The following is a 15,181-nucleotide window of genomic DNA, read 5'->3' as shown; positions in this document are numbered from 1 at the left end:
GCGCCGACCATCGCCTCCATCCACTCTTTCCACCACGCCCTTTCCGAGGTTCCCATGGCCATCTACGACAACATCCTCGACACCATCGGCAGTACCCCGGTGGTCAAGCTGCACCGGATCGCACCGCGGCATGTCACCGTCTATGCCAAGGCCGAGTTCTTCAATCCCGGCGGCTCGGTCAAGGACCGCCTGGCGCTGGCGATCGTGCTCGATGCCGAGGCCAAGGGCCTGCTGAAGCCGGGCGACACCATCGTCGAGGCGACCTCAGGCAACACCGGCGTGGCGCTGGCCCTGGTGGCCGCCGCGCGTGGCTACAAGTTCGTCGCGGTGATGGTCGAAACCTTCTCGATCGAGCGCCGCAAGCTGATGCGCGCCTACGGCGCCAAGGTCATCCTGACTCCGGCCGCGGAACGCGGCACCGGCATGGTGCGCAAGGCCAAGGAACTGTCGGAAGCGCATGGCTGGTTCCTGGCGTCGCAGTTCGCCAACCCGGCCAACCCGGCCTACCACCGCAACACCACGGCGGCGGAAATCCTGCGCGATTTCGCCGGCAAGCGCCTGGACTATTTCGTCAGCGGCTGGGGGACCGGCGGCACCCTCACCGGCGTTGGCCAGGTGCTGCGCCTGGCACGCCCGGAAGTGAAGATCATCGCGACCGAACCCGTCGGCGCCTCGCTGCTGGGTGGCAAGGACTGGGCACCGCACAAGATCCAGGGCTGGACTCCGGACTTCGTGCCGGAAGTGCTGGACCGCACTGTGTATGACGAACTGCGACCGGTCGCTGACGATGTCGCGATCAGCACCGCGCGTCGCCTGGCCGCCGAAGAAGGCCTGTTCGTCGGTATCTCCGCTGGCGCCACCGTTGCCGCCGCACTCGACGTCGCGCAGAACGCACCGGAAGGTTCGGTCCTGCTGGCGACGCTGCCCGACACCGGCGAGCGCTATCTGTCGACGCCGCTGTTCGAAGGCGTCATCGACGGCTCCGACGACGAGTGGCTGGCGTCGATCAGCCACACCGGCGGCATCTGAGCCAGGCGCCGGAGGAGTCAGGCGATGGCACACGATCACGCCGACGCAGGCCAGCATCCGGCCATCGCCGACACCGAGCAGCCCCCCCTGAGCCGGGCCGAACGCGCAGTGCTCGACGCGCTGCGCGGGATCAGCTTCGGCCAGGTCGAGGTGATCGTGCACTCCTCGCGGATCGTGCAGATCACCCGCAGCGACAAGTTCCGCCCCGAAGAGCGCGACAGCCTGTGAGCAGGCCTCGCGCACGCTGTTGCGGTTGACTGCACGCAGTCCGCGCAAGCGCATTCATCCAGACATACGTTATCGAAGCACGTTCCGGTGGAGGCAGGCACCGATCATGCCCGCCCCACCTTCCCTCAACCGCGGTGCCGACCGGACCTCCGGAGGCGCTTCCATGCAACTCAAGGAAACGCCATGCGATTGTTCCAACGACCTCCGGTCTCCAGGCCCCACCCCGACACACGCACCCCGGCACGTGCCGATGCGCGCACGGCCCATGCGCTTACGGGCAATGCACTCACAGTCCCGCGCGCCCTACGCACATCCTCCCTGCACGCGACCGGCGTCGCGACCACGCTGCTCGCACTTGCGATCGCCGTGCAGTCGCAGCCGCTGATGGCGGCGCCTCAGGCCGGCGCCACCACGTCAGTCCCAGCGGCTGGCCAGGACGATTTCGCCGCGCGCCTGCGTGCGGTCGAACAACGGCTCGGCATTCCCGCGACCGGCGCTGCGCAGCTTGCCGCCGACCCGGCCGCGCTCGACCTGCGCCTGCGCGAGATCGAACGCCGTCTGGCCGCACAGGACGCGCCGCCTGTCACTGCTCCGGCGACTGCGGTCGCGGCCGCGCCGTCGCAGGCACCGGTGGTATCGCTGAGCACCGACAAGGGCCTGTCGGTGAAGAGCGCCGATGGCGCGATCGACCTGAAGTTCAGTGCATTGCTGCAGGCCGACCAGCGCATCAACCTGGACGATGACGCCAACCCGCAGAACGACACCTTCCTGTGGCGGCGCATCCGTCCCACGCTGCAGGGCACCTGGGGATCGCTGGTCGGCTTCCGCCTGACGCCCGAGTTCGCCGGCGACAGCGCCAGCGTCGTCGATGCCTGGATCGACCTGAAGTTCGATCCGCGCGCCACAGTGCGCATCGGCAAGGTCAAGGGCCCGCTGGGCCTGGAACGCCTGCAGAGCGGCAACGCGATCGCGCTGATCGAACGCGGCCTGCCGACCGAACTGGTCCCCAACCGCGAGATCGGCGTGCAGCTGCAGGGCGACCTCGCCAAGGGCAAGCTCAACTACGTGGCCGGCGTCTACAACGGCGCGCCCGACGGCCGCGATGGCGCGACCTCCAATCCCGACAACGAGTTCGAATACGCGGCGCGCGTGTTCGCCGAACCGTGGAAGGGCAGCGACAGCGTCCTGGCGGGCCTGGGCTTCGGCGTTGCCGCCAGCATCGGCGACAAGATCGGCACCGGCGCCAACGTGTTGCCTCGCTTGCGCACGCCGGGCCAGGTCCAGGTGTTCAACTACGGCACCACGGTCCGCGCCGACGGCGAACACCTGCGCTGGACACCGCAGGCCTACTGGTATGCCGGTCCTGCCGGTCTGCTGGCCGAGTACGTCAACTCCAGCCAGGAACTGGTCGAGACCGTCAGCGGCAACCGCGCCACGCTGGACAATCGCGCCTGGCAACTGGTCGGCAGTTGGGTCATCACCGGCGAGAAGGCCAGTTACCGTGGCGTCGCGCGTCCGGACCAGCCGTTCGCGGTGGGCAAGCCGGGCTGGGGCGCCTTCGAGGTCGTCGCCCGTTACGGACGCCTGGATGTCGACGACGCGACCTTCCCCGTGTTCGCCAGCGCCGCCAGTGCGGTCTCGGGCATCGAGTCCTGGGGTATCGGCCTGAACTGGTACCTGACCGGCAATCTGAAGCTGGCGACCAACCTGACCCGGACCTCGTTCACGCAGGGCGCCGCCGGCGGCGATCGTGCGGATGAGAAGATCCTGTTCACCCGTGCGCAAGTGAGCTTCTGAGGAATCATGCCGATGAACACATCTGACGCCATGGCACACCGTGCCCACGCAACCGGCACCCGCAACGCTTTCCTGATCCCCTCCCCCCTTGCAGGAATCCAGTCCATGAAACGATTGATCGCTACCGTACTGATGGCCGCCGCGCTGAGCTCGGGCGCCGCATTCGCTAAGGACGTCGAGTTCCTCAACGTCTCCTACGATCCGACCCGCGAGTTCTATGCGGAATTCAACACCGCGTTCGCCGCCAAGTGGCAGCGCGACACCGGTGAAACCGTCAAGCTGCGCGCATCGCATGGCGGCTCGGGCAAGCAGGCGCGCGCGGTCATCGATGGCCTCGAAGCCGACGTGGTGACGCTGGCGCTGTCGGGCGACATCGACGAGATCGCCCAGCACACCGACCTGCTGCCGCGGAACTGGCAGACGCGCCTGCCGCACAACAGCTCGCCGTACACCTCGACGATCGTGTTCCTGGTCCGCAAGGGCAATCCCAAGCAGGTCCGCGACTGGAGCGACCTGGTCAAGCCGGGCATCGGCGTGATCACGCCGAACCCGAAGACCTCCGGTGGCGCACGCTGGAACTATCTCGCTGCATGGGCCTGGGCATCCCGCGAATACCGCAAGGGCGACCAGGTCGTCGATTACCTCAAGCGCCTGTTCGCCAACGTGCCCGTGCTCGATACCGGCGCCCGCGGTTCGACCAACACCTTCGTCGAGCGCGGCATCGGCGACGTGCTACTGGCCTGGGAAAACGAGGCGCTGCTGACGCTGGCCGATCCGGCCACGCGCGGCAAGTTCGAGATCGTGCACCCGAGCCTGAGCATCAAGGCTGAGCCGCCTGTCGCGGTCGTCGACAAGAACGTCGCCAAGCACGGCACCGCCAAGCTCGCGCAGGCCTATCTCGAGCACCTGTACAGTGCCGAAGGCCAGCAGCTCGCCGCCCGCCACCACTACCGCCCATCCGATCCCAGCGCGGTGCCTGCCGCCCTGCTGGCACCGTTCAAGCCGCTGCCGCTGGTGACGATCGACAATGCGTTCGGTGGCTGGGCCAAGGCGCAGCAGCTGCACTTCTCCGATGGCGGCTTCTTCGACCAGATCTACCGCCCGCGCTGATGGGGTGGCCCATGACGTCACCGGTGTCGATGCCATCGCTGATGGCATCGGCAACGCTGGCGTCATCACCGTTGATGCAAGCTGCCTCGCCCTTGTTCCAATGACTTGTTCCTTCCCCCTGATGCCGATGCGCCACATGTCCCCCTCCCCCACGTTGTTGCACGGCGCATGAGCGCATCGGCATTGCACCTGCGCGCCCCCGCGCGCAGTCGCTGGCGGCAGCCGCTGCCCGGATTCGGCCTCAGCCTCGGGCTGGGGCTGACTTGGCTCGGCCTGGTGGTGCTGTTGCCGCTGACCGCACTGGCCGTCCATGCCATCGGACTGGGCAAGGCCGGCTGGTGGCGGATCCTGCAGGACGAGCGCGCGATCGCGTCGCTGAAACTGAGCTTCTTCACCGCGTTCTCGGCCGCCGTGGTCGCCTCGCTGGTCGGCACGCTGATCGCCTGGGTGCTGGTGCGTTACCGCTTCCCGGGTCGCCGGCTGCTTGATGCCGTGGTCGACCTGCCATTCGCTTTGCCCACGGCCGTTGCCGGCATCGCGCTGGTGACGTTGTACTCGCGCAACGGTTGGATCGGTCGCTGGCTGGAGCCGCTGGGCATCGAGGTTGCGTTCACGTCGCTGGGCATCATCATCGCGCTGGTGTTCATCGGCCTGCCGTTCGCAGTGCGCAGCGTGCAACCGATCCTGGAGACCCTGGGCCACGAACAGGAAGACGCTGCGGCATCGCTGGGCGCGTCGCGCTTCACCACGTTGCGGCGGGTGATCCTGCCCGAACTGCTGCCGGCGATCCTGACCGGGTTTTCGCTGGCGTTTGCGCGCGGGCTGGGCGAATACGGCTCGGTGATCTTCATCGCCGGCAACAAACCCTACCTGACCGAGATCGCGCCACTGCTGATCACCATTCGCCTGGAAGAAGGCTATTCCAGCACCGCCAGCGCGATCGGGCTGGCCGCGCTGCTGCTGGTGGCCTCGTTTCTGTGCCTGCTGGTGATCAACCTGATCCCGTTGCTGTTCGCCCACGAGCGCAGGGGGCGCCGCCGCAATGACTGACCGCGACCGCGAACACCTGCAAGGGCCCGCGTGGCTGCGCTGGACACTGATCGGCAGCGCCGTGCTGGCGATGACGCTGTTGTTGCTGATGCCGCTGGCCATCGTGCTGGGCACCGCGTTCGCGCGCGGCTTCGAGGTCTGGCGCCAGGCCATCGTCGAACCCGACACCATGGCGGCGCTGCGCCTGACCCTGCTGACCGCGGCGATCGTGATCCCGGTCAACGCGGTCTTCGGCACCTTCACCGCATGGGCGGTGACACGCTTCGAATTCACCGGCAAGCGCCTGCTGATGGCCCTGGTCGACCTGCCGTTCGCGGTATCGCCGGTAGTCGCCGGCCTGTGCCTGGTGCTGCTGTTCGGCCCGCGCATCGGCTGGTTTGCCGACCTCCTGGCGTACTTCGACATCAAGGTGCTGTACGCGCGCCCGGCCATCGTGCTGGCGACGCTGTTCGTGACCTTCCCGTTCGTGGTGCGCGAACTGATCCCGCTGATGCAGCAGCAGGGCAGCGAGGAGGAGATCGCGGCGCGCTCGCTGGGCGCCAATGCCTGGACGATGTTCTTCCGCGTGACCCTGCCCAACATCAAGTGGGGCCTGCTGTACGGCGTGCTGCTGTGCGGTGCACGCGCGATGGGCGAGTTCGGCGCGGTGTCGGTGGTGTCCGGCCACATCCGCGGACTGACCAACACCCTGCCGCTGCACATCGAGATCCTCTACAACGATTCCGGCGGCAGCACCGCCGCCTTCGCGGTGGCGTCGCTGCTGGCGGCGCTGGCGCTGGTGACGCTGGTGCTGAAGCTGTGGCTGGAGGCGCGTCACTCCGACGCGCTGGCGCAATCCCACCGGAGGCACTGAACCATGCCGTCTCCACTGCGCGCCCAGCCCGTCCACTGCCATTTCCCTGTCTTTTCGTGCGGATGCCTGTCATGACCCTTGGATACCACCCCGCCGTCGACCCGCTCGCACGCAGCCAACCGGAAGCGTTTGCGTCCGCATCGGCCGACTTGCATGCCGCTGGACGCGGGATCGGCGATGATGTCGCCACTCCTTCTTCGGTCCATGGCGTGGAACTGCAGATCCAGGGCATCAGCAAGCGTTACGCCGGCACTGCCGCCCTCGATGCGGTGGACCTGCAGCTGCGCGCTGGCGAACTGGTCGCCCTGCTCGGCCCGTCGGGCTCGGGCAAGACCACGCTGCTGCGCGTCATCGCCGGCCTGCTGGCGCCCGATGCCGGTCGCGTCCTGTTCGGCGATGTCGACGCGACCCGCCTGAGCCTGCGCGATCGCAACGTCGGCTTCGTGTTCCAGCACTACGCACTGTTCAAGCACATGACCGTCGCCGAGAACATCGCGTTCGGCCTGCGCAGCCGTCCGCGCAGCCGTCGCCCGGACAAGGCGACGATCAAGCGCCGCGTCGATGAACTGCTGGGACTGATCCAGCTGCCGGAGTTCGGCAACCGCTACCCGGAGCAGTTGTCGGGCGGACAGAAGCAGCGCGTGGCACTGGCGCGTGCGCTGGCGATCGACCCGACTGTCCTGCTGCTCGACGAACCCTTCGGCGCGCTCGACGCCAAGGTCCGCGTCGAACTGCGTCGCTGGCTGCGCCAGTTGCACGAACAGACCGGCCAGACCACCGTCTTCGTGACCCACGACCAGGAAGAGGCGCTGGAATTGGCCGATCGCGTGGTCGTGCTGCGCGATGGCCGGATCGAACAGATCGGCACGCCCGACGAGATCTACTCGCGCCCCGCATCGCCGTACGTCTACGATTTCATCGGCCGTGCCAACGCCATCGAAGGCGCGGTGTCCGGCGGCCAGTTCGTCGCCAGCGGCCAGTCGCAGTCATTGCCCGCGGACGATGTCGTCGACGGCAAGGGCACGCTGTACCTGCGGCCGCACGACATCGCGATCGGCGCAGCCGACGGCAGCTGGCAGGGCGAAGTCGTCGCGCTGCATCGCCTGGCCGACCGCATCACGCTGGAAGTCAGGCTGGCCGGACAGGCACGTACACTTGATGTCGACCTGATCGCCACGCACGGCGTCAGCGTCCCCGCGATCGGCAGCACCATCGGCGTCCGCCCACTGCACTACCGCGTCTTCGCGGCCTGACCGCTCTCCGGCGATCCGCCCGCGGCCCGCTCCACAGCCGCCGCTATGAGCGGCCGTAGACGTCCTCGTAGCGGACGATGTCGTCCTCGCCCAGGTAGCTGCCGGACTGCACCTCGATCAGCTCCAGCATTTCGGTGCCGGGATTCTCGAGGCGATGCCGCGCGCCGAGCGGGATGTAGGTCGACTGGTTGGCATGCAGTTCGAAGACATCGTTGTCGCGGGTGACGCGGGCGGTGCCGCGCACCACGATCCAGTGCTCGGCACGATGGCGGTGCGACTGCAGCGACAGCCGCGCACCAGGCTTGACCTTGATGCGCTTGACCTGGAAGCCGGCATCGGCATCGATCGAATCGTAGCTGCCCCACGGGCGGTGGACCTCGCGATGCAGCACCGCATGGCTGCGCTGCTCGGCCTTCAGCCGCGCAACGACCTCCTTGACCTGCTGCACCTTGTCCTTGCGCGCGACCAGCACCGCATCGTCGGTTTCCACGACCACCAGGTCGTCGACACCGACCAGCGCCACCAGCCGGCGCGCATAGGCGTAGCTGTTGCGGCTGTCGATCGCGATCACGTCACCGTGGTAGGCATTGCCATCGGCGTCCTGTTCGCTGACGTCCCACAGTGCCGACCACGAGCCGACGTCGTTCCAGCCGATGTCGACCGGCAGGACCTGCACGGCATCGGACTTTTCCATGACCGCATAGTCGATCGAATCCGAAGGACTGGCGGCGAAGGCGTCCTTGTCGAGGCGGATGAAATCGCCGTCCTGCTGGGCACCATCGAACGCCGCCTGCATCGCCGACAGGATGTCGGGGCGGTGGCGCGCCAGTTCCTCGAGGTAACGCGAGGCGCGGAACAGGAACATGCCGCTGTTCCAGTAGTAGTCGCCGGCATCCAGGTACGCCTGCGCGGTGGCGGCATCGGGTTTTTCGACGAAACGCAGCACCTGGCGCAACAGCGCGCCCGGTGCCACGGCCCCGGCATGGATGTAGCCGAAACCGGTCTCCGGCGCCTGCGGCACCAGCCCGAAAGTCACCAGCGCCCCGGACTCGGCGGCCGGCAGCGCGGCGGTCACCGCATCGCGGAAGGCCTGAGGATCGCGGACCACGTGGTCTGACGGCAGCACCAGCAGCAGCGGATCGCCACCGTCCCGGCGCGCCTGCAGTGCCGCCACGGCGATCGCCGGCGCGGTATTGCGGCCCACCGGCTCCAGCACGATCGCCGCATGCTCGACCCCGACCAGCCGCAGCTGTTCAGCCGCCAGGAAGCGGTGTTCCTCGTTGGCCACCACGATCGGCGCCAGCCCGCCCAGCCCGGCCACCCGTTGCCAGGTGTCCTGCAGCATCGTCGCCTCGCCGGCCAGCGGCAGGAACTGCTTGGGGTAGGCCTCGCGCGACAGCGGCCACAGGCGCGTGCCGGATCCGCCGGAAAGCAGGACAGGCTGAAGCTGGCTCATGAACGCATTCCGGTCATGTTGGACCTCGCTGAAATGTCCGCCGGAGTTTACTCTTTCGCCAGCCGGCCCCGGCGCGACGGAGATTCCATGGATTTGTCAGCTTCAGATTCACAACGCGAACAGGCACGGGACGCGTGGACCCGGTCGGTGCTGGGCGAAGAGCCCTTCACGCTTGCGCGTGCGTCGATGGATGCCGGTTTCCGCAGCTACTGGCGCGCCACCACGCCCGCGCGCAGCCTGATCGTCATGGATGCGCCGCCCGACAAGGAAGCCGTGCAGCCCTGGCTGGACGTGCACGCCCTGCTGGCGTCCGGCGGCATCCGCGTGCCGGAGGTCCTGGCGCACGATGTCGAGCGCGGCTTCCTGCTGCTCGAAGATCTTGGCAACGAGACCTATCTGCACGTCATCGAAGCCGGCAACGCCGACGACCTGTTCGATGCCGCGTTCGACCAGTTGCTGAAACTGCAATCCATCGCGGTGCCGGCCGACTTCCCCGAATACGATCCCGACCTGCTGATGCGGGAACTGCGCCTGTTCGATGAATGGTTCCTCGGCCGGCACCTGGGCGTCCAGCTCGACGACGCCAGTCTTGCGCGCCTGCAGCAGGCCTACCGGTTCCTGGCCGAAGCCGCGCTGGCGCAGCCGCAGGTGCTGGTGCATCGCGACTACATGCCGCGCAACCTGATGCCCGTGTCCGACTGCACCGCCGTGATCGACTTCCAGGATGCGGTGCGCGGGCCGATCGCCTACGACGTGCTGACGTTGTTCAAGGATGCCTTCCTGAGCTGGCCGCAGGCCGATGTCGACGGCTGGATCGCGCGCTACCACCAGCGTGCGCTCGATGCCGGGCTCCCGGTGCCGGCGCTCGCGCGCTTCCGTCGCGACATCGACCTGATCGGCGTGCATCGCCACCTCAAGGTCATGGGCATCTTCGCGCGTCTGAACCATCGCGATGGCAAGCCCAAGTACGTGGCCGATGCCGCGCGTTTTGCCGGTTATCTCGACGCCGTCGTGCCGCGCTACCCGGAGCTGGCCGCGCTCGACGAGATCCTCGCGCTGCACGTGCATCCCGCGCTGGTCGACGCCGCCGCATGAAGGCATTGATCTTTGCCGCCGGACTCGGCGAACGCATGCGCCCGCTGACCGACCACACGCCCAAGCCCCTGCTGGTGGCGGGCGGCAAGCCGCTGATCGCCTGGCATCTGGAAAAGCTCGCCGCCCTTGGCGTCAGCGACGTCGTCGTCAATACCTCGTGGCTGGCCGCGCAGTTCCCGCAACGGCTCGGCGATGGCGACCAATGGGGCCTGCGCCTGCATTACACCCATGAAGGCAGCACGCCGCTGGAAACCGGCGGCGGCATGCACAACGCGCTGCCGCTGCTCGGCGACGCGCCGTTCATCGCCATCAATGGCGACATCTGGACCGATTTCGATCTCGCCGGCCTGCCGGCCTCGCCTACCGGCGATGCCCACCTGGTGCTGATCGACAACCCCACGCACCATCCCGGCGGCGATTTTGAACTCTCTGCGGATGGTTGGCTGGCATCGGAAGGCAGCGCGAAGCTGACGTTCTCCGGCATTGGCGTCTATCGCCCGTCACTGTTGCAGGACTGGCGCGATGTCATCGGCCAGACCCCGGGCGCCGACGCTACCCCGCCACGCTTCCAGCTGGCGCCTTTGCTGCGCGCGGCGATGCGGCGGCGGGCGGTAACCGGTGAACACCATGCCGGCGCCTGGACCGACGTCGGCACCCCCGAGCGCCTTCGCCAGCTCGAACACGCGCTGGCCGCTCCCGCTGCGCGGGACAGCGCCGACGCGTCCCGATAGCGGCATGTCGGCGGTCTGAGCCAACTCACAACACCCAACGGGGCTTCCTGCGGCACACGCCTGCTTTTCAGCGTAGCGATGAAGCCGCGTCCGCGTCGCGCTGCTCCAGCAACTGCCGCAGGAACGGCACCGTGATGCGTCGTTGTTCGGCCAGCGATGCACGGTCCAGCCGGTCCAGCAACGCGGTCAGGCTGGCGAGATCGCGGTCGACCCGACGCAGCAACCAGTCGATCGCGGCGGCATCGATCTGCAGTCCACGTCGCTGCGCACGCAGGCGCAGCACGTCGCCGCGCCCGGCGTCGTCGAGCACCTGCAATGCGACGCGCGTGCACTGGTTCAAGCGCGAGCGCAGGTCCGGCAGCACCAGCGGCAGCGCATCCGGCCAATCGCGCGCGGTGTAGCAGACGGCCTTGCCGGCATCGTGGGCACGATTGTGGAAATCGAACAGCGCGATCTCGGCATCGCGGTCGCCGGCGATCGCCTCGATGCCATCCAGCGCCACGACATCGGCGTCGTGGATCGCCTGCAGCGCATCGGGCATGCGCCCGACCGCGGCCACCAACGGAAGATAGATCGCCCGCCGTGCCTGCGCCTCGGCCATCGCGCAGATCGCCATCGCCAGGTGGCTCTTGCCGGTCCCGGCCGGGCCGGCGATGTAGACCCCGGCGAACCTGCCATGTGCCGGTGCCGCCGTTACCAACGCGCGCAGCAGGTCGAGCGCGCCGTCGGGGGCGCCGACGAAGGTCTCGAAACGCTGGTCGGGCGGATAGCGCAGCGTCAGCGGCAGTTGCGGCGAAACGGAGGACATGGCGCGGTCGGAACCTGTTCGGAGTCAGTCGCGGGTGCCGCTGGTCTGGCGGCGGCGGAGGTATGCGGGAAGCGCGGACGGCGCGACAGGCATCCGGGCGATGCTCAGCCGTTCCTGTCCTGGATCGCCTGCCCCGGGCTGCCGCCGATCACGATGCTGCTGTCGGCCGCCTTCGGATCCAGCACGATGCCGGGCTTGTCGCCCGCATAGAGCCGGCTCTGCGTGTAACGCTCGTGCGCGTAACGCAGCAGCACGTTGGCGACCGCGGCCACCGGCAGGGCCAGCAGCATGCCGAGGAAGCCGAACAACTGCCCGCCCGCCATCACCGCAAAGATCACCGCAACCGGATGCAGGCCGATCTTGTCGCCGACCAGGCGCGGCGTCAGTACGTAGCTTTCAGCCAACTGGCCGATCGCAAAGACGGTACTGACCAGCAGCAGCAGGGTCCAGTCGAATCCGCCCTCCTGCACGATCGCTGCGACCAGCGCCATGACGATGCCGATCGTCGCGCCCAGGTAGGGCACGAAGCTGATCAGGCCTGCGATGATGCCGATCAACAGGCCCAGGCGCAGGCCAACCACCGACATGCCGACGGCATAGATCGCGCCCTGCGCCAGCATCACCAGGAATTGCCCGCGCAGGAACGCGCCCAGCGACTCACTGGATTCGCGCGCCAACCGGGTCGCGGTATCGATGTGGTCGCGCGGGATCATCGAGGCGACGCGCTCGACCAGCAGGTCCCAGTCGCGCAGGAAATAGAACGTCAGGATCGGCACCAGCACCAGGTTGACGACCCACGCGATCAGCGCGAATCCCGAGCGCGACAGATAGCCGAAGAACGCCGCCGCGATGCCGCCGGCCTGCTGCCAGTGCCCACGGATCAGCTCGATGATGTGCTCGGGATCCATCCAGGCGACGATCTCGTAGCCGGTGCGCGATTCGATCCACGGAATCGCCGTCTCCAGGAACCACGCCCGGTAACCGGGCAGTGCCTCGATCAGGGTCACGATCTGGCGCTCGATCATCGGCACCAGGATCAGCAGCACCAGGGTCAGCAGCAGCGACATCATCACGAACACCAGCGTCACCGCGACCGTGCGCGAGTAACCCCGACGCTCGATGCGATCGACCAGCGGATCGCCCAGCCAGCCCAGCAGCGCGGCCAGCACGAACGGCGTCAGCACCGGACCCAGCAACCAGATCACCCAGCCGGCCGCGAACACCACCAGGCCCCACTGCAGGCGTTTGAGGAAACGCGCCACGTCGGCGTTCGCCGTCTGCACCTCATTCATCGCGATACTCCGTCGTTCCGTGGGGGCAGTTCATCGCAGATGGAACGTCGGGACCAGGTTGCCGCCTTCGACCTCGCTCAGGACATCGCCGTCGACGACGCGGCGAAATCCGGCAATGCCGCTGAGCAGGTCGAGATCGACCTCCAGTTGCCCGGGCATCGCCCGCACCGGACGGAAGCCGCGCACCACCGACATCCGTTGCAGCAGTGCCGACAGGCGGGTGAAGTCCGCACTGCTGTTGATGCCGGTGAAGACCATGCGCTGCGTGGCCGGCTGGCCGCCGGGGCTGGCCTTGGCATAGCGGCGGGTCAGCGCATCGGCGGCGCCATCGGCACCGGTCGCCATCGCCCGGCGCGCGTCGCCGCTGTCCTCGGACCAGCGCGACAGCACGCGACCGTTATCGACGAAGACCCAGTCCGCGGTCCAGCCGCCCTTGTTGCGGTAGAGCTTGCCGACCAGTTGCATCGGCGGGCTGTAGCGCGCCGACAGCCGCGAGATCGCCGCGGTGTCACCGCGCCAGATCGCGCCGACCGCCGCCTGCTCGGCGGTACTGCCGGTCGGCAGGCCGAGACGGTAACCGCGCTCGATCGCACGCTGCAGCACCGGGCGCGCGACATTGTTCTGTTGCAGACCGACCAGGCGCGGCCCCTTGCCGTCGTCGATCGCCAGCCACAGTACCGGCTTGGGCCGGGGCTCCGGCCAGACCGGCAGGCCCAGCGCCGAGGCGATGGTGTCGACGTCATCCTTGCGGAAGCGCACGACCAGCATCGTCGAGAACGTCGGCGCACCCGACGCGCCGACCTGCTCGTCCTGGCGGTAGTCGTAGTGCTCCACGTAGTCCGAGGCGCGCCGCAGTTCCTGGCCCACGCCCGGGCGGCTGGCCGAACTGCGATCGCCCGACAGCTTGGCGAACACCTGCGACAGCGCGCGCGCAAACCCCGCCTGACGCTCGCTCTCGGCCTGGCTGCGCACCGGCACTTCGGCCTCGTACATGCCCTGGGCCGCCGCGCGATCGCCTTCCACGCGCTGCGCCGCTGCCGTGCCGGAAACCAGCACCAGGCCTGCCAGCAGTCCTGCTGCCATCGACCGCGCGCCCAGCGCCCATGCCCTCGTCCATGCTCCACGGTTTGCAGCGCGCATCATCGGTCCCGGATTTCTGCTTTCAACAAGGGTGAAATGGTGCCACAAGTCGGGGCCCGCCCCCTGTACGGTCCCCGCCCGGCCCTTGATGCAACCCATACGCCGCATCGAACGGCGCAGAACGGAGACCCGCACGGCCACGAGCAGCGCATCGGCAGGCGCCACAGCCACCTTGTCGTGCCCCGGCGGCCCCTGTCGGCGTGCGCGGCTGCTAAAATCGCCACCCGCCCGGCAACCGAAGCGCGTTCGTGACCAGCCCCAAGCCCCCGCTCCCCCTGACCTACCGTGACGCCGGCGTCGATATCGACGCAGGCAATGAAGTCGTCGAGCGGATCAAACCGCTGGTGAAACGCAGTTTCCGCCCCGAGGTGATGGGCGGCCTGGGCGGTTTCGGCGCGCTGTTCGACCTGTCCGGCAAGTACCGCGAGCCGGTCCTGGTCTCGGGCACCGACGGCGTCGGCACCAAGCTGAAGCTGGCCCAGCAGCTGAACCGCCACGACACCATCGGCATCGACCTGGTCGGCATGTGCGTCAACGACGTGCTGGTCCAGGGCGCCGAACCGCTGTTCTTCCTCGACTACTTCGCCACCGGCAAGCTCGACATCGACACCACGGTGGCCGTCGTCGGCGGCATCGCCCGCGGCTGTGAACTGGCCGGCTGCGCGCTGATCGGCGGCGAGACCGCTGAAATGCCGGACATGTACCCGCCGGGTGAATACGACCTGGCCGGTTTCACCGTCGGTGCGGTCGAGAAGTCCGAACTCCGCGATGGCCGCCAGGTCCGCCAGGGCGACGTGCTGATCGGCATCGCGTCCAGCGGCCCGCACTCCAACGGTTACTCGTTGATCCGCCGGATCTACGACCGCGCCGGCCGTCCCGGCGACACCGACATCGACGGCGTGCGCCTGATCGACGCGCTGATGGCGCCAACCGCGCTGTACGTCAAGCCGGTGCTGTCGCTGCTGCGCGGCCCGCAGGGCGACGCCGTGCACGCGATGGCGCACATCACCGGTGGCGGCCTGACCGAGAACATCATCCGCGTGATCCCCGATGGCCTGGGCCTGCGCATCGACGCGACCTCGTGGTCGCTGCCGCCGGTCTTCGACTGGCTGCAGCGCGAGGGCGCGGTGCCGCGCGAAGAGATGTGGCGCACCTTCAACTGCGGTATCGGCTATGTGCTGGTGGTGCCGCAGGACCGCATTGCCGCGGTCGAGTCGGACCTCGCGCAGCTCGCACTGGCGCATTGGCGCATTGGCGAAGTGGTGACCGCGCAGGGCAGCGAACGCGTCCATATCGGCTGAGAACCTGTCCACGATCTTGCTGCGCTTGCCAGCTGGCG

Annotated in this window: 14 protein-coding genes; 10 read left to right on the top strand and 4 right to left on the bottom strand. The window is 68.1% G+C overall.

Annotated elements, in window-relative coordinates; all coding sequences use genetic code 11:
* The first annotated feature begins 54 nt into the window (after positions 1-54).
* The 7 genes from cysK (at position 55) to ACYX7E_RS08245 (ending at position 7,320) form a co-directional block, all read left to right on the top strand.
* Complete coding sequence (gene cysK / locus ACYX7E_RS08275) at positions 55-1,029, top strand: cysteine synthase A (protein ID WP_462080094.1); 975 nt, start codon at positions 55-57, stop codon at positions 1,027-1,029.
* 24 nt (positions 1,030-1,053) lie between these two features.
* Positions 1,054-1,257, top strand: a complete 204-nt coding sequence (locus tag ACYX7E_RS08270; RefSeq protein ID WP_462080093.1) for a DUF2292 domain-containing protein — start codon at positions 1,054-1,056, stop codon at positions 1,255-1,257.
* Between the two features lie 183 nt (positions 1,258-1,440).
* The gene (locus ACYX7E_RS08265) at positions 1,441-3,054 is read left to right on the top strand and encodes an OprO/OprP family phosphate-selective porin (RefSeq protein ID WP_462080092.1); all 1,614 of its coding nucleotides are present in this window, start codon (positions 1,441-1,443) and stop codon (positions 3,052-3,054) included.
* A 105-nt stretch (positions 3,055-3,159) separates the two neighbouring features.
* Complete coding sequence (locus tag ACYX7E_RS08260) at positions 3,160-4,164, top strand: sulfate ABC transporter substrate-binding protein (protein ID WP_462080091.1); 1,005 nt, start codon at positions 3,160-3,162, stop codon at positions 4,162-4,164.
* A gap of 168 nt (positions 4,165-4,332) precedes the next feature.
* Positions 4,333-5,214, top strand: coding sequence for a sulfate ABC transporter permease subunit CysT (cysT, locus tag ACYX7E_RS08255; protein ID WP_462080090.1), 882 nt, complete (start codon positions 4,333-4,335; stop codon positions 5,212-5,214).
* Positions 5,207-6,067, top strand: coding sequence for a sulfate ABC transporter permease subunit CysW (gene cysW, locus ACYX7E_RS08250; RefSeq protein WP_462080089.1), 861 nt, complete (start codon positions 5,207-5,209; stop codon positions 6,065-6,067). The genes cysT and cysW overlap by 8 nt, the downstream gene beginning before the upstream one ends.
* A gap of 209 nt (positions 6,068-6,276) precedes the next feature.
* Positions 6,277-7,320 carry a sulfate/molybdate ABC transporter ATP-binding protein gene (locus ACYX7E_RS08245; protein ID WP_462080253.1) on the top strand — a complete coding sequence of 348 codons (1,044 nt, stop codon included), beginning with the start codon at positions 6,277-6,279 and terminating at the stop codon, positions 7,318-7,320.
* Positions 7,321-7,363: 43 nt separating this feature from the next.
* Here ACYX7E_RS08245 and ACYX7E_RS08240 read toward each other — a convergent pair whose 3' ends face one another.
* Positions 7,364-8,776: a mannose-1-phosphate guanylyltransferase/mannose-6-phosphate isomerase gene (locus tag ACYX7E_RS08240; RefSeq protein WP_462080088.1), complete on the bottom strand. Its 1,413-nt coding sequence runs from the start codon at positions 8,774-8,776 to the stop codon at positions 7,364-7,366.
* Between the two features lie 87 nt (positions 8,777-8,863).
* On the opposite strand from ACYX7E_RS08240, the gene ACYX7E_RS08235 reads away from it, so the two are divergent.
* Both ACYX7E_RS08235 and murU read left to right on the top strand, forming a co-directional pair.
* Positions 8,864-9,871 (top strand): aminoglycoside phosphotransferase family protein, encoded by a 1,008-nt coding sequence (locus tag ACYX7E_RS08235; RefSeq protein ID WP_462080087.1) that lies wholly within the window; start codon positions 8,864-8,866, stop codon positions 9,869-9,871.
* A complete protein-coding gene (gene murU, locus ACYX7E_RS08230) occupies positions 9,868-10,602 on the top strand; it encodes an N-acetylmuramate alpha-1-phosphate uridylyltransferase MurU (protein WP_462080086.1) in 735 nt (244 codons plus the stop codon). Before ACYX7E_RS08235 ends, murU begins: the two co-directional genes overlap by 4 nt.
* A 67-nt stretch (positions 10,603-10,669) precedes the next feature.
* Here murU and hda read toward each other — a convergent pair whose 3' ends face one another.
* From hda to ACYX7E_RS08215, 3 genes are all read right to left on the bottom strand, one after another.
* Entirely contained in the window at positions 10,670-11,410 is a 741-nt protein-coding gene (hda, locus tag ACYX7E_RS08225; protein ID WP_462080085.1) for a DnaA regulatory inactivator Hda, read from the bottom strand.
* 104 nt (positions 11,411-11,514) lie between these two features.
* Positions 11,515-12,702 carry an AI-2E family transporter gene (locus tag ACYX7E_RS08220; protein WP_462080084.1) on the bottom strand — a complete coding sequence of 396 codons (1,188 nt, stop codon included), beginning with the start codon at positions 12,700-12,702 and terminating at the stop codon, positions 11,515-11,517.
* Positions 12,703-12,732: 30 nt separating this feature from the next.
* A complete protein-coding gene (locus tag ACYX7E_RS08215; protein ID WP_462080083.1) occupies positions 12,733-13,842 on the bottom strand; it encodes a DUF2066 domain-containing protein in 1,110 nt (369 codons plus the stop codon).
* A 275-nt stretch (positions 13,843-14,117) separates the two neighbouring features.
* Between ACYX7E_RS08215 and purM the strand changes: the two genes are divergently transcribed.
* Positions 14,118-15,143, top strand: a complete 1,026-nt coding sequence (purM, locus tag ACYX7E_RS08210) for a phosphoribosylformylglycinamidine cyclo-ligase (protein ID WP_462080252.1) — start codon at positions 14,118-14,120, stop codon at positions 15,141-15,143.
* Positions 15,144-15,181: the final 38 nt, after the last annotated feature.

It is taken from the genome of Luteimonas sp. RIT-PG2_3, assembly GCF_054902115.1.
This window is presented reverse-complemented; position numbering and strand designations above follow the sequence as displayed.